Genomic DNA, 21,507 nt, shown 5'->3' with positions numbered 1-21,507 from the left:
TTTGGTGCTTTTACGGCCTTAGACGAGTCAAATGGATCCATTTGACGGAGCGGGGGCGGGTCAGGACGACTGCCGCGACTCCTCGTCGGGGTGAGGCAGGCTCGTCGGGGTGGACGTGCTCGGCACGCGCGCCGTGAGCCTTGGCGACCTGTTGATTGATCTCCGTCGAGGTGGAGCGCTGCTCGTACAGGCGCTGATAGTGCCGATCGCGCCACATGAGGATCGACGACCCGATCGCCGCCGCGGCCACGGATGCCAGCAGGACGGCCATCTTGACCTCGGCAACCCGTTCGCCCGCGAAGGACAACTCGCCAATCAGTAGCGACACCGTGAAGCCGATGCCGGCGAGGAATCCGACCCCGATGACGTCCCACCAGGACAGCCCTCGGTCAAGACCCGAACGCGAGATCGACGCCACGATGACGGTCGCCAGCACGATGCCCAGCGGCTTGCCGAGCACGAGGCCAAGGAACACGCCCTGGGCCACGGGGTCGCCTGCGGCGGTTGCCAACGACTCGGTGGAGATGGTGATGCCCGCCGCGAACAGCGCGAACACGGGCACGGCGATGCCCGCCGAGATGGGACGCCACTTGTGCTCCCAGTGCTCCGCGAGCGCGTGCTTTTCACCCTTGGCGGCCAACGCGGGGACCACCATGCCGAGCGCGACACCCGCGATGGTGGCGTGCACGCCCGAGGCATGCATGAACGCCCACGACGCGACGCCGAGCGGAATGAGGATCCACCAGAACGTGATGCGCTTGCGGGCCAGGTATCCGAACAGCGCGATGCACAGCGCAGAGGCGATGAGCCACTGGAAGTGGACCTCCTCCGTGAAGAACACCGCGATGATGATGATCGCGAGCAGGTCATCGACCACCGCGAGCGTCAAGAGGAAGGCGCGCAGGGCGTTGGGGAGCCAGCGGCCCACCACCGCGAGCACCGCCACGGCGAACGCGATGTCGGTGGCCGTCGGGACCGCCCACCCAGAGGTGGAGCCGCCATCCTGCAGGACGTTGGTGGCCACGTAGATGACGGCAGGAACGGCCATGCCGCCCACGGCCGCGACGATCGGGACGATGGCCGTCGCCGGGCGCCGCAACTCGCCTGCGACGATCTCGCGCTTAAGTTCGAGACCGACCACGAAGAAGAAGATCGCCAGCAGGCCGTCCTTGGCCCAGTCGCCCACCGAGAGGTTCAGGTGCAGCGACTCGGGGCCAAAGTGGAAGTCACGCAGCGCCTCGTAGCCTCCCGACCACGCGGAGTTCGCCCACACGAGGGCCACCACGGTCCCGAGCAGCAGCAGGAGCCCGCCCGCGCGTTCGGTGCGCAGGACGTCGGCGAGCGTGCGCTCGGTCGAAGGGGTCAGGCGAGAGAAAAGGCGGGCCGCGGGGTCTTTGGCCATCGAGTCAGTCCGTTCGGGTCACGGTCACAGTGCTCTGTCTAGGTTACCGAGCGGCATGCGTCGATGAGATCGCCCGCGGGGAGTAGTCCCCGCGACGGAGTGATGGCATCCGGCCGATGCCGGGCGGCTTACGCTCCGGCGGCCTCGGCCGCTGCGGCCTGCTTGGGCGACGGCGGGTCGAATCGGTAGCCCACGTTGCGGACGGTGCCGATGAGCTGTTCGTGCTCCGCGCCGAGCTTTGCGCGCAGGCGTCGCACGTGCACGTCGACGGTGCGGGTGCCGCCGTAGTAGTCGAAGCCCCACACCTCCTGCAGCAGCCTGGTCACGCGTGTAGACGCGGCCGGGGTGCTGCATCAGGTACTTGAGGAGCCTCGAACTCCTTGTACGTGAGATCGAGCGGAACGCCCTTGAGACGGGCGGTGTAGCCGCCCACGTCGACCGTGAGGTCGCCGGAGGAGAACTCGGCCGCCTTCTCGAGCGGGTCCTGCTGGTTGGCACGGCCCACGAGGAGGCGGATGCGGGCCTCGACCTCGGCGGGCACGGCATCGGCGAGCACCACATCGTCGGCACCCCAGTCGGCGTTGACGATCGACAGTCCGCCCTCGCGCAGCACGAGCAGTAGCGGCACGGACACGCCCGTGACCTGGACCAACTTGCAGTTGTTGCGCGCCTCCGCCAGGTCGTGGCGGCCATCGATGATGATGACGTCCGCGTCGAAAGCGTCGAGCATGGCCTGCGGGTCGGGCGGCAAAGCACGCGTCCGATGCGACAGGAGCCCGAGCGCAGGCAACACCTCGGTAGCCCCGTCCGGAGACGGGGTAAGCACCAGCAGGTCTGCCACACGCCACCTCCGTTCGGCCATCACTCTAGCGGCGCATTCTCTGAGACACTAACCCCCATGAATCCCACGACCCGTGCGTCGATCACCGCTGTCTGTGCAGCGGTCATCGCTGCTACCGGTTTTCTAGGGGTGCGCTGGCTCGGTCTTGGGCTCGCGTTGTGCATGGTGTTGTTTGCCGCGGGGTGGCCCGAACTGCTCAGGGTTCCGCACCGCAAGGTGAGTGCCGCGGTGGTCGGGCTCGGCGGTCTGCTGGCCCTCGGCACCGTCGTCATCGGCCGCTCCGAGCCCTATCTGCGCTACATGGTGATCGCCATCGCCGCGATTGTCATCGCCTCGCTCGCCACCGAGATCTTCGTCCCGAGCCCGCCCGGCCGCGCCGCCGGCGCGGTGGCCGCGACCGCAGCGGGAGGCACCATCGCCGCGACGGGCGCCGCCTGGCTCGCCGCCGGACGCACCGTGGGCGCCGAGGACCTCGTGGTCGCATCGGCCGCCGCCGTGGCCCTGGGCGCCGTGGGTTCCGTCCTCACACGTAACGGCACCATCAACGCGATCATCGCCTTTGCGCTCGGCATCGGCACGGGAGCGGCGCTGGGCGCCGTGTTCGAGACGCTGCCCTGGTACGGCGGGGCCGTGGTCGGTGGCATCGGCGCCGCATCGGTGGTCCTCATGAACGAGCCTCGCGCGCCGTGAGCCGCCCGCCACCTCCGCGTGGGCGGGAATAGCCTCCGGCATCACGCCTGTTCTTGCCATTGGCGCCCTGGTGTACCTGGGCGGCAAGGCTCCTCGTCGGCTGACTTCCCTAGGACTGGTCGTGCTCCTCAAGATCGTGGCTCTGGTGAGCCTGCTCGCGCTCGTAAGCGTGGCGTATCTGTGGTGGCAGCGTCGCCAGGGCGCGGTGCGGGAGGTTGAGCGTGCGGGCGCTCTGACCAGCGAACAGATCGGCGCTCAGCGCGGCTACTACGCGACCTTTGTGCAGTTCTCGACTCCCATGTGTGCCAAGTGCCCCGGCACCGCGCGGCTGCTGCAGACGGTGGCCTCGGAGCAGGACCACGTCACGCATGTCGAAGTCGACGCCTCGGTGCGGCTTGATCTTGCCCGCGACCTCTCGATCATGCGCACGCCCACCACCCTGGTGCTCGACGGCGACGGCACCATCGTGGCGCGCATGGACGGCGCCCCCACGGCACAGCAGGCACGCGAGGCCCTAGCAAAAGTGCACACCAGCGGCACCGAATACACGATCTAGACTCCGGCCAGGAGGACACATGACCAGCACCGACATTCAGATTGACCCGCGCGGCTACCGCTTCGGCGCGGCCATCACGCTCGCCTTCGCCGTGGCGGCGGTGTTGCTCGGCTCCGATGCCGGGCTGGTGCCGATGGCGATCCTGGTGGTCCTGTTCATCCCCGCCGGGTTCATCGGGCCGCAGGCCTCCGTCCAGTCATGGCTGTTCAAGCGCCTCATCCGCCCGCGCCTCGGCGCCCCCGCGGAGACCGAGTCGTTCCGCGCCCCGCGTTTCGCCCAGCAGATGGGACTCGCCATGGCGGCCCTCGCGCTCGTGTTCGGGCTGCTCGACGTCGCGGCTGGCTTCTACGTCTTCGGCGTCCTCGTGCTCATCGCCTCGTTCCTCAACGCGGTGTTCGGTTTCTGCCTGGGTTGCGAGATCTACCTGGGATTCAAGAAGGCTCACCTCGCGCGCGGCCTGACGGCCCGGCGAAGGCTCGGGACCCTCGGCCCGAGCGCCGCACCGCCCGTATTACTATGGGCGGCATGACCGCACTGGAAGCCGTCTTCACGGCACTGGCCGTGCTGGCCTTCGGCGGAGCCGCATGGACGTGCGGCGTCGTGGGCTGGCGTCTCCTGAAGAGCCCGCAGCGTTGAGTTTCGTCATTCCCGATGACCTCGCTCCCGAGGCATATCCGCTCGCGTGGCTCGTGGGCCGCTGGTCCGGCCACGGCGAGATCGAGTACCCCGGCATCCCCAAGGCGGAGATCGTCCAGGACATCGTCTTCGATCACGACGGCGGCCCGTACCTGACGTATACGTGCACCACTCGCCTGCGTGGCACCGACGACGAGCCGGGCCAGGTGTGGTCGGTGGAGTCGGGATTCTGGCGCGTCGCGCCGTCCGCCCCCGAGGGCGTCACGCTGCAGGACTTCCAGCACCCGCTCGAGATCGTCATGACCGAGGCTTCCGGCGTGCTGACCTGCTACATGGGCGCCGTCGGTAACGGACGCATCGACCTCGCGACCCGCTTCGCAGCGGCCACCGAGACGGGCCCCGAGGTGCGGGGAGGTACCCGCATGTACGGCCTCGTCGAGGGCGAACTGATGTGGGCGTGGGATCTCGCGGCCTTCGGTCACGACCTGCAGTCGTACCTCAGCGCCCGCCTCACGCGCGCCTAGGAGGAATCTCCGGTGGAGTCCGCGCGTTCCGAGGTCATGACCTCCCCTGTTCTTGCGCGCCACGGCGCGGTGCCCGATGCCGCTGCGGATGCTGCGGTGGCGTGGCACTACGGCGATCCCACGGCCGAGCAGCGCGCGCTGCAGGCGGGCCGCGCGGTGGTGGACCAATCGCACCTTGGCATCGTGACCGTCACCGGCCCCGACCGGTTGTCGTGGCTCGATTCGCTGTCCACGCAGGCGGTGGGGCGACTGGCTCCGGGCCAGTCGAGCGAGCCTGATGATCCTCTCTCCGCAGGGGCGCATCGAGCACGTGGCAGGCGCCGTCGATGACGGCGAGACCGTGTGGCTCATCACCGAGACCGCCGAGGGCCTGGCCACCTTCCTTGACCGCATGCGGTTCATGCTGCGGGTCGAGGTGGCCGATGTCACGGCCGAGTGGGCGGCGCTGGGCGAGGCCGTCCGCGCGCCGGCCGCCGAGGGCGAGCCCGTCACATGGGTAGACCCGTGGCCCGGCATCGTCGAGGGCGGCACCACCTATGCAGCCGACCCCTCCGCGCACCCCGGCGTCGAACGGGCCTGGCGCCTGGTGATCGTGCCGCGCTCCACGCTGGACGCACAGATCGACGAGCGCCTGGAGGCCGGCTGGACGCTGGCAGGCACGTGGGCAGCCGAGGCGGAGCGCATCGCGGCATACCGTCCCCGCGCCGTCTACGAGGTCGACGCGACCACGCTTCCTCACGAACTCGACTGGCTCCGCACCGCCGTGCACCTGCACAAGGGCTGCTATCGCGGCCAGGAGACCGTCGCCAAGGTCCACAACGTGGGACGGCCTCCGCGCCGCCTCACGCTGCTGCACCTCGACGGATCCGCCCACACGTTGCCCGAGCGCGGCGCCACCGTCACGCTCGGCGAGGGCGACGACGCCAAGGAGGTGGGCCACATCACGTCCGTGGCACGCCACCACGAGTACGGCCCCATCGCGCTGGCCGTCCTCAAGCGATCGACCGACCCCGCCGCCACGCTTGCCGTCCCGTCCGACGGTGGCGTGCTCGCCGCCAGCCAGGAGCCTCATCGTGAACGCCGACGGCTTCTCGGCGGACCGCCCACCCAAGCCAGGGCCCACCATGAAGGGCCTGCTCATGGGCAAGGGATGCGCCGCGGACGGCGGCGACATGCCCGCCTGACCCTCGTCACGCATCGGCGCCGCGCGCCGGGCTACAGGTGACGCGGCCCCGCCCTCCGGGCCAAGAAGTGCCGCGCGCGCTACCGTGACAGCGTGGAGCCGACAGTGACGGAGCCTGCGCAAGCGGCTGAGCGAGGCGCTCGCGGCCGCCAAGGCGGGCGAGGACGTAATCATCACCGAGCGGGGCGTGCCGGTGGCCCGCCTGGGCGGCGTTGAGGCGACATCGCTGCTCGAGCGACTCGAGGCCGATGGCCTCCTGGAGCCCCCGCCCAAGCCCGCGCGGTCCCGCGTCTGCCGCAGGCGGAGGCCGCGAAGGACGCGCTGTCGAGCCTGCTCGGTCGCCTGAGGAGGTGACCCGTGTCGCTTGTCTACCTCGACACCTCCGCCCTCGTGAAACTGTGCGCCCTGGAGACGGGGTCTCCGCTGGCGGTGGCCCTGTGGAGCGGGGCCGATGCCGTCGTCACCTCCCGCATCGCCGATGCCGAGGTGAGGTCGATCCTGGCGGCCGCCGAGCGCATCGGCCGGATTGACGCCGCTCCCGCGGCGTGGGCCCGCGAGCGCTGGGACGAGCCTGTGGCCATCGCTGGCCAAGGTGGAGATCACGGCCACGCTCATGGATCACGCGGCGGCCCTGGCGGACAGGCGACCGCTGCGCGCCGGCGATGCCACCCACCTCGCCAGCGCGCTGCTGCTGGCCCCCGCCAACCCCGTGATGGGGGTGTGGGATCGGCGTCTGGCCGCCGCTGCCCGTGCCGAGGGGCTGACGGTCTTGCCCCCTACACTGGCCTGAGCCCGACCCCAGCCCGCTCGCGGAGGCCACCGTGCTCGACAACCTTCAGTACCTCATCCTCGTCACCCTGTCGTTCCTGCTGTTCGTGGCGGCGGTGTGGGGGCTCGTCGATGCTCTGCGCTACCCCGATGACTCGTACCGGGCCGCAGGAAAGCAGTCGCGGATACTGTGGGCGGCCCTGCTCGGCGCCGCCACGCTCGTCTCGTTCCTCCTGCTCGGCGGCGGCATCATGAGCCTCTTCGGCATCGCTTCGGTGGTGGTGGTGCTGCTGTACTTCGTGGACGTGAAGCCCAGGCTGGAGCAGTCCGGCGGCCGTGGGCGGCGCGCCCCCGCCAGCAGTCCGGCGGCTGGTGACCGCCGTCCGATGAGGGCCGTTCTCCAGCGCGCGTCGCGCGCCTCGGTCACCGTGGACGGGACGGTGGTCTCCTCGTTTGACCGCCAGGGCATCGTGGCGCTCGTGGGCGTGACCCACGACGACGGCCCCACCGAGGCCGAGACCATCGCACGCAAGATCGCCGAGCCTGCGCATCCTCGATGACGAGACGTCGGTGGCCGATGCGGACGCACCGGTGATCGTGGTCTCCCAGTTCACGCTGTATGCCGACGTGCGCAAGGGCAGGAGGCCGTCGTGGAACGGTGCCGCCCCTGGTCCGGTGGCGGAGCCCCTCGTCGACGCTGTGGTGCAGGCACTGCGAGCGCGCGGCCTGACCGTCGGCACCGGCGTCTTCGGCGCCATGATGGATGTTGAACTCGTCAACGACGGGCCCATGACCATCCTCGTGGAGGCCTGATGATCTTCGAGTGGCTCGCCAGCCTTGTCGACACCGTGCTCGGCATGTTCAGTAGTGACAGACGCCGCGCTCGCAAGGAAGGCGACTCCCAACCCTAGGTACGCGATGGGGCTGGGAGGCGCCCTCAGCGCACCTCCCAGCCCCGTGTCCGTCGGGCGCCTGGCCGCTACTGCGCGGGAAGCGCGACGAACACCTCGTCGGCGAGGATGCCGAGCGTGACGCGGAACTCGCCGTCCACGGCATCGGGCACGAGGAAGGCGAGCCTTGCCATCCTCGGTGGCGCCTTCGTAGAGGCTCCGCGAGGGAGTCGAACTCGGGCTCGAGGCCCATCACGAACTCGTCGTGAGCGCTGATGACGGTGCCGTCCGCCGCCACGTAGTCGACGGACACCTCGAGCACGTTGCCCGATGCCGCGCCCACGTAGGTGGCCGCCGCATCGACCGTGACCCAGCGGTAGCCCTCGCCCGGCGCGTCGTTGACCTGGCTCGCGGCGGCGATCTCCTCGTCGGCATCGGCATCGAAGCCGCTGAGCTCCACGGACCACTCGTTGTTGGCGATCACCGAGTCGAACGGGAAGGGATCCTCGCGGGTGCCGGCCGGTCCGGCCGCGGCGTCGTCGGCCGTCTCGTCGTCTGCGGCCTCGTCGGCGGCGTTGGCCGCATCGTCAGTGGCGCCGTCTTCGTCGGCGGCGGCATCGGGAGCAGCCTCGTCGCCGTCGATGGCCGTCGTCTCCCCGCCGGTCGCCGCGTCGAAGGCCTCGTCCACGGCGCCCGCGACCACCGCGAGGAACACGACCACTCCCACGATGACGCCGACGATCGAGATGATGATGGCGGCGATGGAGCCTCCCTTGCGCTGACCGGTGCGGGTGGCTCCCACGATGCCCAGGATGAAGGCGACCGGGAGCAACACCCAGCCGATGATGAGGGCGCCGGGGATGCACGCGAAGATGAAGCCTGCGATGGCGACGCCGAGGGCGATGCGGCCCACGGTGTTGGTGGTCGCGACGGCTGCGGGGGTGGGGGAGCGCCCACGGGGGCCTCGGGCGGAAGGTCGTGCGTCATGGTGTCCTCGTCTCTTCGGTCGCGGCGATTGCCGCGGGCGCCGGTGCTTCGGCGGCTGGCACCACGCTCCCGCTCCGGGCGCCGCGGACGCATCGGCCGATGCGCCAGGACCGATGGCCGATCGGCCAGAACACTCCGGCGGGCCGACGATGACGGGTGTGGGCGGCTGGCCCTAGGGTGACCGTCATGACGCCTCCCCCACACCACGAGCGGCCCCACCGCGGTGGCTTCGCTACGTGTGGGATGTGGTGCTGTTCGTCTTCAGCCTCTTTGTGACGGTGTTGGGCCTTGCCAACGTGCCGGGGGCCGAGACCGCGACGGGGATGACGGACCTCGGGCTAGGCGTGTGGCTGATAGCCCTCGTCGCCTGGGGCACGGTCTTCCTCCGTCGCCGATTCCCCTGGGTCACCCTCATCGCCGGCCTAGTGGTCGCCCTCATTGGCGTCGATTACCTACTCTTTCTCTTGGGCGCCTTTCACGTGCTGGTGAGGGCCGATGCGCGGCGCAGGGTGCTCTTCGGATGCGGCACCTTCGCCGTGGTCGCGCTGTGGGTGGTGCGCGATCTCACGACACCATGGGGCGCGGACGTGTTCACGTTGGATGACGGCAGCGGCGTCTCTCCCACCATGGCCACCGTCGCGATCGCCGCCACGAGCCTGGTCATCACTGCGGGCTCCGTCGCCCTGAGCGTGAGCCTGCGCACCACCGCCGAGGAACGCCGCAGGGCGGAGGTGGAACACACGCGTGCGACCACCCTTGGCGACGAGCTTGCCCGCCAGGCGGAGAGACAGGACCTCGCGCGGGAGATCCACGATGGCCTGACCAATCGGCTGGCGCTGTTGTCGATGATGGGCGGCAATGTCACCAAGGCCGTAGAGCGGGGAGACCCCTCCGCCGCGGATCTCGCCCGCTCGTTACAGGCGCAATCGCGTGAGGCGCTGGGCGACCTGCGCGGCCTGGTGCATGACCTTCGCGAGGGCCCCTCGGCGCAGCAGGCGCCACGCGGCACCATGCGCGCGGTGCCCGCCCTGATTGCCGATGCGCGCGCGGCGGGCACCTCGGTCTCCGCCACCGTGGTCCTCGACGGCATCTCGACAGCCAACGCCGCACTGGACTCGGCCGTTCATCGCATGGCTCAGGAGAGCCTGACCAACGCGATGAAGCACGCGCATGGCGCGCCCGTCTCCTTCTATCTCGAGGCCGCGCCGTCCTCCGGCGTGCGCCTGCGCGTCACGAACCCCTAGCGGTCAGGGCGAAAGCTCACGACCTGGGCGGTGGCGGCATGGGCCTCGTCGGCATCGGCGAACGCGCGTCCGCCCTTGGAGGGACCGCATGGACAGGGGCGCACGGCGGCGAGTTCATCGTGGACGTCACGTTGCCGTGGGTGGTGGCTGGCGACGAGTCCGCGGCCTCCGCCACTACGGTGACCCCATGACCGCCCCACCACCCGTGACCGTGCTCCTGGTCGACGACGACCCGCTGGTGCGGCAACAGGTGCGCCTGGTGCTCAGCCTCGAGGACGGCATCGAGGTGATCGGCGAGGCGTCTACCGGCCAGGCGGCCCTCGAGCAGGTGGCGCTCCTGGACCCCGACGTCACCCTCATGGACGTATCGATGCCCGTGATGTCAGGCATCGACGCCGCCAAGGCGCTCAGGGCCCGTTCGAGCCGCACTGCCGTCATCGCCCTCACCGCGATGGACGCCGATGACGTGGTGGTCGCCATGCTGGAGGCCGGGGCATTGGGCTTCGTCCCCAAGGAGTATGCGGGCGAGGACCTCGCCACGGCGGTGGTGCGCGTCGCTCGGGGCGAGGGCTACGTGTCGCCGTACTGCCAGCCCGCGCTGTTCCGGCTTCTCACGATGCCGCGGGGTGGCGCCGCGAAGGACGAGGCGGTGCGGCGCCTTGGCGGGTTGTCTCCCCGCGAGCGCGCGGTCGCGGATCTTGTCGCCACGGGTGCGAGAACCGTCGACATCGCGCGTGCCCTGCACGTGTCCGAATCGACCGTCAAGACGCAGTTGGAGTCGATTCGCGCCAAGCTCGACGTCTCGAGTCGCGAGGAGATCGCGGTGCTCGTGGAGCGTGCCCGCGACGATTCCCAAGGTATGACGTGACCCATGGGACTCGTGGGACGCGCTGACGTCCAGCCGGGGCCTCATGAGTCCCGTCCGTCACGGACTACCTTGGGAGTCGCTGGCGGGTGAGGAGGTCGCCCACCTCGCAGTCGAGTACGTCGCAGATCGCGGCGAGCGTCGAGTAGCGGATGGCCTTCGCGCGGTCATTCTTCAGCACGCTGAGGTTCACCACCGACACCCCCACCGCCTCGCTAAGCGCGGTGAGGGTCATCCCCTGGCCGCCAGGAGTTCGTCGAGGCGGCAGTGGATGCCGGAGTCCTCGTGCGTGTCGGCGGGGCTCATACGAGGCCGTCCGTCTCGCGCTGCGCCTTCTCTCCGATCTGCAGCGCGGCCGCGACACCGCCGATGACAAGGGTCGCCACCACGGGGAAGAGGTTCGTTTCGAACGTGACGGCCTCGTAGGTGTAGTCGCTGATGGCGGACAGGGCCCCGTTGGTGGTCATGTTGGTGAGGATGGAGCCGCCGAGCCATCCGGCCAGCAGGATCGACGCGCCGGCGTAGGCCAGGCCCGCGGTGCCCTTCTCGAAGGCACGGCCGCGGGCGAGCCGCAGGAAGAATGCGCCGGTCACGGCAAGGCCAGCGCACACGGTGAGGGCCAGCCAGATCGGCTGGGCGTACAGCGCGAACAAGGTCGCGGCGGCGGGGTCGGTGACCTCCACCGTGGCGGTCGTCGCCACGGCGTCGACGGCCGCGCCGCCGGGACCCAGCGGCACGGTGACAGGCTCGGAGTCGAGCGGGACGTCCACCGGGATGCCGCCGCCACGCGCGACCTCAATGACGCGCTGGATCGACAGCCAGATGAAGGTGGCGCCCACCAGGACCAGCATGGCCGTGGACAGGTACATGCCGATGCGGTCGGATCGGTCGAGTTGGCGAGTGTCGTTCATGATGGCCCCATATCGTTTTTCGTTGTTATCGAAAAACGATATGCAACAGTCCGATGGCGCGCAACCCCAGGAAGGACCGATGCCGAGCCCGCCACCGCATCGGCCACCCGTTCATGCCCCTAGCGAACACGGCAATATCGACCCCCTCCCGCTCGTTAGCCTGGGTGCAATGCCACAGGAGACTGCGGCGACCCCGGCACCACGCCGGACGAAGTGAGGAGGAAACCATGTTCGAACGGTTCACCGATCGGGCCCGTCGAGTGGTCGTGCTCGCGCAGGAAGAAGCGCGCATGCTCAACCACAACTACATCGGGACGGAGCACATCCTCCTCGGCCTTGTCCGGGAGGGCGAGGGTGTCGCCGCGAAGGCACTCGAGGCCATGGACATCTCCCTCAACGGCGTGCGCGAGCAGGTCCAGGAGATCATCGGCGAGGGCTCGCACGCCCCGTCCGGCCACATTCCCTTCACCCCGCGCGCCAAGAAGGTCCTCGAACTGTCGCTGCGCGAGGCGCTCCAGCCTGGGCCACAACTACATCGGCACCGAGCACATCCTGCTGGGCCTCATCCGCGAGGGTGAAGGCGTTGCCGCCCAGGTGCTCGGCAAGCCTTGGCGCCGACCTCGGCGGCGTGCGCCAGCAGGTCATCCAGGCTCCTCAGCGGCTACGAGGGCAAGGAGCCCGCGACCGCTGGTGGCGGCGGCCCCCAGGAGGGCACGCCCGCCGGCTCCACCGTCCTCGACCAGTTCGGCCGCAACTACACGCAGGCCGCGCGCGAGGGCAAACTCGACCCCGTCGTGGGCCGCGAGCTCATCATGGAGCGCGTGATGCAGGTGCTGAGCCGCCGCACCAAGAACAACCCCGTGCTGATCGGCGAGCCCGGCGTCGGCAAGACTGCCGTCGTCGAAGGCCTCGCCCAGGCGATCGTGCGCGGCGACGTGCCCGAGACCCTCAAGGACAAGCACCTCTACACGCTTGACCTGGGCTCACTCGTCGCCGGCTCGCGCTACCGCGGTGACTTCGAGGAGCGCCTGAAGAAGGTCCTCAAGGAGATCCGCACCCGCGGCGACATCATCCTGTTCATCGACGAGATCCACACCCTCGTGGGTGCGGGTGCCGCCGAGGGCGCCATCGACGCCGCGTCGATCCTCAAGCCCATGCTGGCGCGAGGCGAGCCTGCAGACCATCGGCGCCACCACGCTCGACGAGTACCGCAAGCACGTCGAGAAGGACCCCGCGCTGGAGCGTCGCTTCCAGCCCATCCAGGTGCCGGAGCCGGAGCTCGCCCACGCCATCGAGATCCTCAAGGGCCTGCGCGACCGCTACGAGGCGTTCCACCGCGTCACCATCACGGACGACGCAATCGTGGCCGCCGCGCAGATGGCGGACCGCTACATCTCGGACCGCTTCCTGCCGGACAAGGCCATCGACCTCATCGACGAGGCGGGCGCGCGCCTGCGCATCCGCCGCATGACCTCGCCGCCCGAGCCTGCGTGACCTCGACGACAAGATCGCCGAGGTGCGCCGCGACAAGGAGTCGGCCATCGACGAGCAGGACTTCGAGAAGGCCGCCAACCTTCGCGACGTCGAGCGCCGCCTCTCCGAGGAGCGTGCGTCGAAGGAGGAAGCCTGGAAGTCGGGCGACCTCGACGTCGCCGCCGTGGTGGACGAGGACCTGATCGCTGAAGTCCTCGCGATGTCGACCGGCGTGCCCGTCACCCGCGTCTCCTCCGACGAGTCCTCGCGACTGCTGTCCATGGAGTCCGAGCCTGCACAAGCGCGTCATCGGTCAGGAGCAGGCCATCAAGGTCCTCTCCCAGTCGATGCGCCGTACCCGTGCCGGCCTGAAGGACCCCAAGCGCCCCGGTGGTTCGTTCATCTTCGCCGGCCCCACGGGTGTCGGAAAGACCGAGCCGGCCAAGGCCCTCGCCGAGTTCCTGTTCGGCGACGAGGACTCGCTGATCTCGCTCGACATGTCCGAGTACGGCGAGAAGCACACCGTCGCCCGCCTCTTCGGAGCGCCCCCGGCTACGTGGGCTTCGAGGAGGGCGGCCACTCACCGAGAAGGTGCGCCGCAAGCCGTTCTCCGTGGTGCTGTTCGACGAGGTCGAGAAGGCCCACCCGGACATCTTCAACTCGCTGCTCCAGATCCTGGAAGACGGCAAGCCTGACCGATGCCCAGGGCCGTGAGGTGAACTTCAAGAACACCATCATCATCATGACCACCAACCTCGGTGCTGACACCATCTCGCGTCGTCAGGCCACCGGCTTCTCGGTCCAGTCCGAGACCGGCCACACCTACGACGAGATGGTCAAGTTGGTCAACGGCAAGGCTCAAGGAGCACTTCAAGCCGGAGTTCCTCAACCGCGTCGACAACGTGGTGGTGTTCCCGCAGGCTCACCCAGGACGAGATCATCCAGATCGTCGACCTCATGGTGGCCCGCCTTGACGAGCGCATGCGCGACAAGGACATGGCGATCGAGCCTGTCGGATGCGGCCAAGAAGCCTGCTCGCCGAGAAGGGTTACGACCCCGTGCTCGGTGCGCGACCGCTGCGCCGCGCACTCCAGCGCGAGATCGAGGACCCGCTGTCGGAGAAGATCCTCTTCGGCGAGGTCACCTCGGGCCAGATTGTCCGCGTGGACGCGCACGGCGAGGGCATCCTCGGCGAGTTCACGTTCGAGGGCGTGGACCGCGACTCGCTCCTGGGCGAGGCCGTGGAGCCCGCCGAGCGTCCGGCCGGCTCCGACTCGGATGAGGTCCGCGTGGGCGGCCGTCCCGACTCGGAGGCTCGCCGAGGGCGCCGACGTCCCGCGTGCCACCGGCACGGATGGCCAGGGTGGCGACGCCCAGGCCGCCGGCCAGTAAGCCACCGCACGTCCTTCACGAGGGCCCGGTCACCGCACGGTGACCGGGCCCTCGTGCGTCATCGGGGCGCGAGGGTCGATGCCGGAGCCGGGGACGTCGCGGCCGCCGGTGCCGTGGGCGCTGCTACCGTGGCCGCCGGTGGCACGGCCGCCGGACCCGCGGGGGACGTGACGGCCGGCGCTCCTGCCGCAACGGGCATCGGCCCGCCGGACAGCGCGGCGCGCGCCGCGCTGCGCGAAGTGAGCGACTGCCAGCCCCAGCCGAGGACCACCGATGCGGCGAGCACCCCTACGGTCAGGGCCGCCCCGCCGAGCACCTCATGTGCGCGACTTCCGGCGCCGACCCAGCCGTTCGTGATGAACGGATGGAGCAGGTAGATCCACAGCGAATACGTGCCGATGATGTTCGTGACCGGCACCAGCCCGCGCACGGGGCGTTCCATCAACCGCAGGACCGCCGGCAGCGCCAGACACAGCCCCACCGTCAGCACCAGGCGTCCGCCCGCCGTCCACCAACTGCCCGCAAGGAAGCCGTACAGGTACACGGCCGCACCGGCGACCACGGCCACCGAAGGCAGGACGAGCCCGCGCGGCGCAGGCAGCCATCCCTGGCGCAGCGCCACTCCCAGCCAGACGTACAACACGCAGGTGAGGTAACGCTCGTCGAAGGCGGGAACGATGCCCCACATCCCCGCAAGCGGCGACGTGTAGATCACCGTCGCGGCCAACGCCACCGCTCCCGCGGCAAGGCGCGCGCGGCGGAAGGGCGCCACCGCCCACAGCAGCACGATGGCCCACAGCAGTACGGGGACGTACCAGAGGTGGAAGCGCGGATTCGTGATGTCGAGGACCAGCGACTCGGCGGGCGACGAGCCCCGCGGCCCCGTTACCCACGCGGTGTACAGGACCGTGACGACCGCCCACTGCCACAGCATGCGGCGCCAGTACTTCTGGAACACGGCGCCGATGCTTTCGCCCGCGAGGCGTTCCACCGGAAGCAGGTAGCCGGACAGGAAAAGGAACGCGGGCATGTGGACGCCGTAGACGGCGTACTTCACCGCATCGTCCGTCACTCCATCGCTGTACGTATGGCCAAAGATGACGAGTGCGAGAAGAAACGACTTCAGATAGTCGGGCGCGACGAGCCGCCCGGAGTGCTGCGCTGGCATGGTGAGACCACGCTAGTGACGCGGGCTCTCAGACAACCGCCGAGAGCAACCGCACGGGATGAACGTTGGATGAATTCGAGGGCCAGGCGCTCAGCCGCCCAGCCTTGAACTCCCCGATGCGACCCACGAAGACGATCAGCGCGATGACGGCCAGCAGCGCGGGCACGGTGATATTGGCGAGGCTCGTCACCGCGGCGGATGTGCACAAAGGCGGCGCCGAAGCCGATCACCATGAGGCCAAGGGCCGCCACGGGCACCACCCACGGGATGAAGCCGACCATGGGGAACACGAGAACGGCGAGCGAGCCGACGATCTCGGCGGCTCCGATGAGGCGAATGTGCTTGTCCTCGAAGTCGTTCGCCCACTCCTGGCCCACGGCCAGGGCACCCTTCTTGCCCTTCACGGCGTGCACCAACCCTGACGGGATGAAGACCGCGGCAAGCGCAATCACGGCGACCCAGAGCGCTGCATCCATGCCGAACCTCCTGCTGACGGCGGGCCGCCCCACGCGACCCGTGACTCCACCCTAGGACAGGCGGTGCGTCGCACCGAGAGGGTGCCGCCGCATCGGCCCTACGCTGGACCCATGACTCACGACCCCTTTGTGGCCAACGATGCCCGCTACGACACCATGCAGTACCGCCGCTCCGGCCGCTCGGGGCTGAAGGCTCCCCGGCGTGAGCCTTGGCCTGTGGCACAACTTTGGTGGCGCCAACGATGACGACACCATGCGGGACATCATCCGCACCGCGTTCGACCTGGGCGTGACGCACTACGACCTGGCCAACAACTACGGCCCGCCGCCCGGGTCGGCGGAGGCGAACTTTGGCCGCATCTTCGCACAGGACCTGAAGCCGTACCGCGACGAGATCCTGGTCTCCACCAAGGCCGGCTACGACATGTGGCCCGGCCCGTACGGCGACTTCGGCTCGCGCAAGTACCTGCTCTCGTCGCTGGACCAGTCCCTTGCGCGCATGGGTCTCGACTACGTCGACATCTTCTACCACCACCGTCCGGACCCCGAGACGCCCATCGAGGAGTCGATGATGGCGCTCGATCAGGCGGTTCGCTCGGGCAAGGCGCTGTACGCAGGCATCTCGAACTACGGTCCCGAGGCCACGCGCGAAGCCGCGCGCATCCTCCGCGAACTCGGCACCCCCTGCTGATTCACCAGTTCGCGTACTCGATGTACCAGCGCGGGCCGGAGGAGGCCCTCATCCCCACGCTGGAGGACGAGGGCGTCGGCTCGATCGTGTTCTCCCCGCTCGCGCAGGGCATGTTGACGGACCGCTACCTCAACGGCGTGCCCGAGGGTTCGCGTGCGACGCACTCCCGGTTCCTGTCGGAGAACCAGATCACCGACACGTACCTCGAGCGGACGCGGGCGCTCAACGACATCGCCGCCGGGCGTGGGCAGAGCCTCGCGCAGGCTCGCGGTCCAGTGGGTGTTGCGCGGCGATCACGTGACCTCGGCGCTGGTGGGGGCGTCGTCCGCCGCCCAGTTGCGCACCACCGTGGCGTCGCTTGATTTCCCTGCCCTCACCGCCGACGAGATCGCTGCCATCGAACCTCACGCGGTGGACGGCACGCACCGTCAGGGATGATGCCCGTCAGCAATAAGCGCTGATGTTCCTACGGGGGCTAGAGGGAGTACAGGCCGCGTGACTCGTCGGCGACAGTGACCAGGCCGTCGGTGACGAGCGAGGCGAGGCACGCATCGAGCCTGACCGGGCTCGATGTCCTCGAGCGCGGCCTGACCGGTGACATGAAGGGGTGCGTGGGCCGCGCGCAGCAGCGCCATGATGCGGCCTCGCACCTGCCGGTCGGTGCCGTGCCATGCCTGGGTCCTGCGTGGCGCGGCATCGAGGCCAGGCGAACCCGCGGCGAGCCACGCGCAGTCACCCGCGATGACGCACGCGTCGCACCGGGGCGCCCGCGCGGTGCACACGAGTGCGCCGAGCTCCATGGAGCCCGCGTTCCATGCCACCGACGCGGCGGCGTCACGGGGCACGAGGGTCGCCGCATGCTCACGCTCACCCCTGGTCAGGTGCGCGGGCGGCAGCGGCTGGGCTTGCCACGCGCGGCCGATGACCCGGCGAACATTCGTATCGAGCACCACGTCGCGCTCGCCGAAGGCGAAGGCTCGCACGGCGGCCGCCGTGTAGGAGCCGATGCCGGGCAAGGCAAGCAGGTCGTCCTCACCGCGAGGGATGTCGCCACCGTGCCGTTCGACGAGGGCGGCCGCACACTCCCACAGCCGCTTGGCGCGGCGGGGGTAGCCGAGGCGCCCCCACGCGCGCACGGCGTCCGCCTGGGTGGCGGCGGCAAGGTCAGCGGGCGTGGGCCATCGCGCCAACCATTCGCGCCAGACGGGTTCGACGCGCACCACGGGCGTCTGCTGGAGCATGACCTCCGAGACCAGCACCCCCAGGCGCTGCAGTCGGCGTGTCGCCAGGGAAGATCACGCGCCTGCTCGCCAAACCACTCGATCACGTGCTCCACACGGGGGTCGATGGGGGCGGCGGGCGGCATGCCCTCCATCATTCCAGCGCTCGTGGGGTCTACCGTGACGGTGAGGGAGTGAGGAGAACCCATGGACGGGCTGCGCAAGCCGGTCGGCGACCAGCCGGCGGGGGTCTACTGGGTGCGCCGCATCCTGGCGCTCGTCGTCATCGCCGTCGTGGTGGTGGCGCTGTGGTTCATCGTGAGTTCGCTCCTGGGCGCCGGAGACGAGGCCGAGGCGCCGGAGACCGGCACGAGCACCTCCCCCGACGCCACCACCGATGCGGCCCCTGACCCGAGCCGCGCCTGTGTGGCCGATGACGTGACGCTCGCCGTGGCGGCGACACCTACGTCGGTGGCCGCGGGCAGCACGCCCGGCTTTGAGGTCAGCATCGAGGACGTGGGCTCATCGGCCTGCACCCTGTCGACGACAGGCGAGGGAACCGAGCTCGTGATCCGCTCCGGCAACGAGCAGTACTACTCCTCGACGTGGTGCGAGGAGGACCCCGGGTTCGGGGAGACCGAGTGGATTCTCCAGCCGGGCGACCGCAAGTCGCTGCAGTTGACGTGGTCGGGCGAGCGCTTCGACAAGTCGTGCGAGGTCATCAGCGATTGGGACGCGGGAACCTACTGGGTGGCCGTCGCGATCGGCGGAGTCGCCGCCGACGAGGTGCAGTTCCAGGCTCACCGCCTGAGCCGCGGCGCGGGCGCGGCTATCTGTGACCGCGAGTCTTCCTGACGAACTCCGCACTCAGTCGCGCGGCAGCGCGACCCGCACGGCGTCTCTCAGGGTCGCCACGCGATGGACCCGGATTCCGGCGGGGTCCTTGACCGCTCCGCCCGCCTCCGGGACCACCACATCGGTGAAGCCCAGCCGCGCGGCCTCCGCCACCCGATGTGCCATCGCGTTGACGGGCCGCACCGCTCCGGAGAGCGCTACCTCGCCGATGGCCGCGAAGCCCTCACGCACCGGCAGGTCCGCCCGTGCGGACGCGAGGGCGAGGGCGAGGGCCACGTCGGCGCCCGGTTCGGTGACGCGCGCGCCGCCGATGGTGGACACGTAGACGTCATCGGCCGCGACGGCGAGGCCCACGCGTCGGTGGAGCACCGCGAGGATCATCGAGACGCGCGCGGAATCGATGCCGCTGGTGGCACGGCGTGGATTGGACAGCGCACTGGGAGCCACGAGGGCCTGGATCTCCGCGGGGAGCGGTCGCTTGCCGTCGATGGTGATGGTCGCGCAGGTTCCCGGCACGGGCGTCCCCTCGCGCGAGAGGAACAGGCCCGAGGGGTCGGCGACGCCCTCGATGCCGGTGTCGTGAAGTTGGAAGCACCCCACCTCGTCCACCGACCCGAATCGGTTCTTGATGGCGCGCAGCAGGCGGAGCCTGGGAGTGTTGCTCGCCCTCGAACTGACACACAACGTCCACCAGATGTTCGACGATGCGGGGACCGGCGATGGACCCGTCCTTGGTGACGTGCCCCACGATGACCATGGGGAAGCCCTTGGTCTTGGCGGCCTGGATCAGCGCGGAGGACACCTCGCGGACCTGGCTCACGCCGCCGGGAGCACCGTCGACCGAGGCCGATGCGATGGTCTGAATGGAATCGACCATCAGGAGTTGCGGCTGCGTGTCCTCGATCTGCGCGAGGACCGCTCCCAGATCGGTCTCCGCGGCGAGGAGCAGCCCCGGCTCGAGCGCGTCGATGCGCTCGGCGCGCAGCCGCACCTGTCCCGCGGACTCCTCACCGGTGACGTAGAGCACGCGCTGGCCCTCGCGCGCGGCGCGGGCCGCCACGTCGAGCAGGAGGGTCGACTTTCCCACCCCCGGCTCGCCCGCCAGGAGGATCACCGCTCCGGGGACCACTCCGCCGCCGAGCACGCGGTCGAACTCCGGCACACCAGTGCCACGGCGGGCCGACGCCGTGGCGGAGACCTCCGAGATGGGGGTGGCGGCCTGGGTGGCGGCCGTCGCCTTGGTGGCGGGACCCGCTGGCGCGGCACCCGCCTCCTCAACGGTTCCCCATGACTGGCACTCGCCGCACCGGCCCACCCACTTCGCGGCGGTCCAGCCGCACTCGGTGCAGCGATAGGCGGGGCGGCTGGTGCGGGTCGCGGGCATGGGGCCACGCTAGCCGCTGGGTCCGACACGCCTCGTCCGTCTGACCCGCCGCGCTCAGATTGGCGGCCGTAGTCTGTGGCCATGGCACAGGACAGATTGACCGGTGATGACCAGGCGGCCACCTCAGCGCTGACGCGCGAGCCCGTTGCTCCCTCCAAGCCTGCCTTCCCGACCACCGGGTCGCTTCCCACGGTGCCGCATGCACTCGCGGGTGAGGACGGTGACATCATTGCGCCCGTCGCTCAGCCCGACAGCGAGGAGATTCTGCCCACCGCGGCTCCGGTCCTCACCGCCGATGACACCGCGCCCGCCGCCCTGGACGACCCGGTACACGAGCCTGGGTGCATCCGCCGTGCGCCAGGCGTCGCTCGCGGCTTCCGGCGCCACCCCCGTGGTGACGGCGCCGTCGCCGCAGTCGTTCCTTCCCGAGGAGGACACCAGCGTGCGGCCGGCCTGGATCGCGGGCGACCCGCGCGCCGACGCGCCACAGGACACCGCCCAGTGGGCCGCATCCATTCCCGACTACGTTCCGGCCGTCGCCGCAGGATCCGCCGCGGCCGCCCCCGGCACCGCCGCGGGCGAAGGTGCGGACCCCAAGCCCGACGCCGACGGCGCCGAGGACGCGACGGCAACCGAGGCATCGGCCACGGATACTGACGCCCCGCTCGAGGCCTCCACCCCTGCTCCCGAGGCCCCCGACACCGAGTCGGACGGTGGCGGCGACGAGCCGCCCGCGTCACGCGACGAGTCGTCGGCCGCCGGCACCCCTGGTACCGCGGCGCCGTGTTCCTCACCATCGTGGGCCTCCTGGTGCTCGGAGGCATCGCGTACGGGGTTGTCCGCGCGCTGGACAAGCCCGAGAACGTCGCCGTCGCCGCGCCCGAGGTGGTGGAGGTGCAGGCGGAGCCGACGCTCGAGCCCGTCACCCTCAAGGACCCGTCCGCGTTCCTGGCCGCCATGCCGCCCACGGTGGGCCCGTACTCGATGACCAAGGCCGCCACGCTCGATCCGGAGAAGACCACGCTCACCACCCGCGCGGCGGAGGTGGACGACCTCACGTACTCGGACGGCACCACCACCCTCGCCTGCGTGCCATCCAGCACTATGACGTGGCCGATGCCAAGGCTCAGTACAAGAAGGCTCGCCAAGGACGGCACGGACCCACAGCCGGTGACGGTGGGAGACAAGAAGGTGGGTCAGCGCGTCACCATCGAGGGCGACCCCACCAAGTACGTGTGGCGCAACGGCACCGCGGTGTTCGTGCTGCGCGGACCCGCGGAGGCGCTCGAGGGGTTCTGGATTCAGTTCCCGCTGTAGACCTTTATTCCTGCTTCCGGCGCCAGGACCGTAC

General features: G+C 69.9%; 22 protein-coding genes and 6 pseudogenes. 18 read left to right on the top strand and 10 right to left on the bottom strand.

Annotation, left to right across the window (positions count from 1 at the left end; genetic code table 11):
* Nucleotides 1–10: 10 nt before the first annotated feature.
* From nhaA to QQK48_RS09520, 3 genes are all read right to left on the bottom strand, one after another.
* The gene (gene nhaA / locus QQK48_RS09525; RefSeq protein ID WP_284328303.1) at nucleotides 11–1,402 is read right to left on the bottom strand and encodes a Na+/H+ antiporter NhaA; all 1,392 of its coding nucleotides are present in this window, start codon (nucleotides 1,400–1,402) and stop codon (nucleotides 11–13) included.
* 128 nt (nucleotides 1,403–1,530) lie between these two features.
* A complete protein-coding gene (locus QQK48_RS21680; protein ID WP_431308326.1) occupies nucleotides 1,531–1,728 on the bottom strand; it encodes a winged helix-turn-helix domain-containing protein in 198 nt (65 codons plus the stop codon).
* The gene (locus tag QQK48_RS09520) at nucleotides 1,725–2,243 is read right to left on the bottom strand and encodes a response regulator transcription factor family protein (protein WP_431308325.1); all 519 of its coding nucleotides are present in this window, start codon (nucleotides 2,241–2,243) and stop codon (nucleotides 1,725–1,727) included. The genes QQK48_RS21680 and QQK48_RS09520 overlap by 4 nt, the downstream gene beginning before the upstream one ends.
* Before the next feature lie 57 nt (nucleotides 2,244–2,300).
* Here QQK48_RS09520 and QQK48_RS09515 point away from each other — a divergent pair, with 57 nt between their 5' ends.
* The 10 genes and pseudogenes from QQK48_RS09515 to dtd all read left to right on the top strand — a co-directional run bounded on the left by QQK48_RS09515 (nucleotide 2,301) and on the right by dtd (nucleotide 7,413).
* Nucleotides 2,301–2,933: a hypothetical protein gene (locus tag QQK48_RS09515; protein ID WP_284328302.1), complete on the top strand. Its 633-nt coding sequence runs from the start codon at nucleotides 2,301–2,303 to the stop codon at nucleotides 2,931–2,933.
* 121 nt (nucleotides 2,934–3,054) lie between these two features.
* Nucleotides 3,055–3,489, top strand: a complete 435-nt coding sequence (locus tag QQK48_RS09510; RefSeq protein ID WP_284328301.1) for a thioredoxin family protein — start codon at nucleotides 3,055–3,057, stop codon at nucleotides 3,487–3,489.
* Nucleotides 3,490–3,508: 19 nt separating this feature from the next.
* Complete coding sequence (locus tag QQK48_RS09505; protein ID WP_284328300.1) at nucleotides 3,509–4,018, top strand: DUF4395 domain-containing protein; 510 nt, start codon at nucleotides 3,509–3,511, stop codon at nucleotides 4,016–4,018.
* A gap of 103 nt (nucleotides 4,019–4,121) precedes the next feature.
* Nucleotides 4,122–4,649 (top strand): heme-binding beta-barrel domain-containing protein, encoded by a 528-nt coding sequence (locus tag QQK48_RS09500; RefSeq protein WP_284328299.1) that lies wholly within the window; start codon nucleotides 4,122–4,124, stop codon nucleotides 4,647–4,649.
* 12 nt (nucleotides 4,650–4,661) lie between these two features.
* A complete protein-coding gene (locus QQK48_RS19790; protein ID WP_348523570.1) occupies nucleotides 4,662–4,979 on the top strand; it encodes an aminomethyltransferase family protein in 318 nt (105 codons plus the stop codon).
* A complete protein-coding gene (gene ygfZ, locus QQK48_RS09495; protein WP_348523569.1) occupies nucleotides 4,927–5,874 on the top strand; it encodes a CAF17-like 4Fe-4S cluster assembly/insertion protein YgfZ in 948 nt (315 codons plus the stop codon). The genes QQK48_RS19790 and ygfZ overlap by 53 nt, the downstream gene beginning before the upstream one ends.
* A gap of 73 nt (nucleotides 5,875–5,947) precedes the next feature.
* Nucleotides 5,948–6,178, top strand: a complete 231-nt coding sequence (locus QQK48_RS09490) for a type II toxin-antitoxin system Phd/YefM family antitoxin (RefSeq protein WP_348523779.1) — start codon at nucleotides 5,948–5,950, stop codon at nucleotides 6,176–6,178.
* 246 nt (nucleotides 6,179–6,424) lie between these two features.
* Nucleotides 6,425–6,622, top strand: a complete 198-nt coding sequence (locus tag QQK48_RS09485; RefSeq protein WP_284328298.1) for a PIN domain-containing protein — start codon at nucleotides 6,425–6,427, stop codon at nucleotides 6,620–6,622.
* A 31-nt stretch (nucleotides 6,623–6,653) separates the two neighbouring features.
* Nucleotides 6,654–6,920: pseudogene (locus tag QQK48_RS09480) on the top strand (DUF2516 family protein); the annotation flags it as partial.
* Nucleotides 6,921–6,986: 66 nt separating this feature from the next.
* Nucleotides 6,987–7,413, top strand: a pseudogene (gene dtd / locus QQK48_RS09475) (D-aminoacyl-tRNA deacylase).
* 48 nt (nucleotides 7,414–7,461) lie between these two features.
* Here dtd and QQK48_RS09470 read toward each other — a convergent pair.
* Nucleotides 7,462–8,403: a hypothetical protein gene (locus tag QQK48_RS09470; protein ID WP_284328297.1), complete on the bottom strand. Its 942-nt coding sequence runs from the start codon at nucleotides 8,401–8,403 to the stop codon at nucleotides 7,462–7,464.
* A gap of 319 nt (nucleotides 8,404–8,722) precedes the next feature.
* Between QQK48_RS09470 and QQK48_RS09465 the strand changes: the two genes are divergently transcribed.
* From QQK48_RS09465 to QQK48_RS09455, 3 genes are read left to right on the top strand one after another with little or no spacing between them, the layout of a single operon-like run.
* On the top strand, nucleotides 8,723–9,721 hold the full coding sequence (locus QQK48_RS09465) for a sensor histidine kinase (RefSeq protein WP_284328296.1): 999 nt from the start codon (nucleotides 8,723–8,725) through the stop codon (nucleotides 9,719–9,721).
* Between the two features lie 38 nt (nucleotides 9,722–9,759).
* Nucleotides 9,760–9,912, top strand: coding sequence for a hypothetical protein (locus tag QQK48_RS09460; protein WP_284328295.1), 153 nt, complete (start codon nucleotides 9,760–9,762; stop codon nucleotides 9,910–9,912).
* Entirely contained in the window at nucleotides 9,909–10,589 is a 681-nt protein-coding gene (locus QQK48_RS09455; RefSeq protein ID WP_284328294.1) for a response regulator, read from the top strand. The genes QQK48_RS09460 and QQK48_RS09455 overlap by 4 nt, the downstream gene beginning before the upstream one ends.
* A gap of 64 nt (nucleotides 10,590–10,653) precedes the next feature.
* Here the strand turns inward: QQK48_RS09455 and QQK48_RS09450 are convergent.
* A pseudogene (locus QQK48_RS09450) lies at nucleotides 10,654–10,892 on the bottom strand (helix-turn-helix domain-containing protein).
* Nucleotides 10,889–11,497, bottom strand: coding sequence for a hypothetical protein (locus QQK48_RS09445; RefSeq protein WP_284328293.1), 609 nt, complete (start codon nucleotides 11,495–11,497; stop codon nucleotides 10,889–10,891). The pseudogene QQK48_RS09450 and the gene QQK48_RS09445 overlap by 4 nt, the downstream one beginning before the upstream one ends.
* A 227-nt stretch (nucleotides 11,498–11,724) precedes the next feature.
* Between QQK48_RS09445 and QQK48_RS19785 the strand changes: the two are divergent.
* A pseudogene (locus QQK48_RS19785) lies at nucleotides 11,725–14,181 on the top strand (ATP-dependent Clp protease ATP-binding subunit); the annotation flags it as partial.
* A gap of 239 nt (nucleotides 14,182–14,420) precedes the next feature.
* Here QQK48_RS19785 and QQK48_RS09405 read toward each other — a convergent pair.
* Complete coding sequence (locus QQK48_RS09405; protein ID WP_284328291.1) at nucleotides 14,421–15,530, bottom strand: acyltransferase family protein; 1,110 nt, start codon at nucleotides 15,528–15,530, stop codon at nucleotides 14,421–14,423.
* Nucleotides 15,485–16,006 carry a DoxX family protein gene (locus QQK48_RS09400; RefSeq protein ID WP_284328290.1) on the bottom strand — a complete coding sequence of 174 codons (522 nt, stop codon included), beginning with the start codon at nucleotides 16,004–16,006 and terminating at the stop codon, nucleotides 15,485–15,487. Before QQK48_RS09400 ends, QQK48_RS09405 begins: the two co-directional genes overlap by 46 nt.
* A 111-nt stretch (nucleotides 16,007–16,117) precedes the next feature.
* Here QQK48_RS09400 and QQK48_RS09395 point away from each other — a divergent pair.
* Nucleotides 16,118–17,135 (top strand): annotated as a pseudogene (locus QQK48_RS09395) (aldo/keto reductase).
* On the opposite strand, the gene QQK48_RS09390 reads toward QQK48_RS09395, so the two are convergent.
* Nucleotides 17,126–17,956, bottom strand: a complete 831-nt coding sequence (locus tag QQK48_RS09390) for an HhH-GPD family protein (RefSeq protein WP_431308324.1) — start codon at nucleotides 17,954–17,956, stop codon at nucleotides 17,126–17,128. The pseudogene QQK48_RS09395 and the gene QQK48_RS09390 overlap by 10 nt on opposite strands.
* A gap of 168 nt (nucleotides 17,957–18,124) precedes the next feature.
* Between QQK48_RS09390 and QQK48_RS09385 the strand changes: the two genes are divergently transcribed.
* Nucleotides 18,125–18,772 (top strand): hypothetical protein, encoded by a 648-nt coding sequence (locus QQK48_RS09385; RefSeq protein WP_284328289.1) that lies wholly within the window; start codon nucleotides 18,125–18,127, stop codon nucleotides 18,770–18,772.
* 12 nt (nucleotides 18,773–18,784) lie between these two features.
* Here QQK48_RS09385 and radA read toward each other — a convergent pair.
* A pseudogene (gene radA / locus QQK48_RS09380) lies at nucleotides 18,785–20,156 on the bottom strand (DNA repair protein RadA).
* 81 nt (nucleotides 20,157–20,237) lie between these two features.
* Here radA and QQK48_RS09375 point away from each other — a divergent pair.
* Complete coding sequence (locus tag QQK48_RS09375) at nucleotides 20,238–20,813, top strand: hypothetical protein (RefSeq protein WP_284328288.1); 576 nt, start codon at nucleotides 20,238–20,240, stop codon at nucleotides 20,811–20,813.
* Nucleotides 20,814–20,939: 126 nt separating this feature from the next.
* Nucleotides 20,940–21,473 (top strand): hypothetical protein, encoded by a 534-nt coding sequence (locus QQK48_RS09370; protein WP_284328287.1) that lies wholly within the window; start codon nucleotides 20,940–20,942, stop codon nucleotides 21,471–21,473.
* Nucleotides 21,474–21,507 lie beyond the last annotated feature (34 nt).

This window comes from Demequina litorisediminis, assembly GCF_030161615.1.
Lineage (GTDB): Bacteria > Actinomycetota > Actinomycetes > Actinomycetales > Demequinaceae > Demequina > Demequina litorisediminis.
The sequence above is the reverse complement of the archived record's forward strand: the minus strand, read 5'-3'. Positions and strand labels throughout refer to the sequence as shown.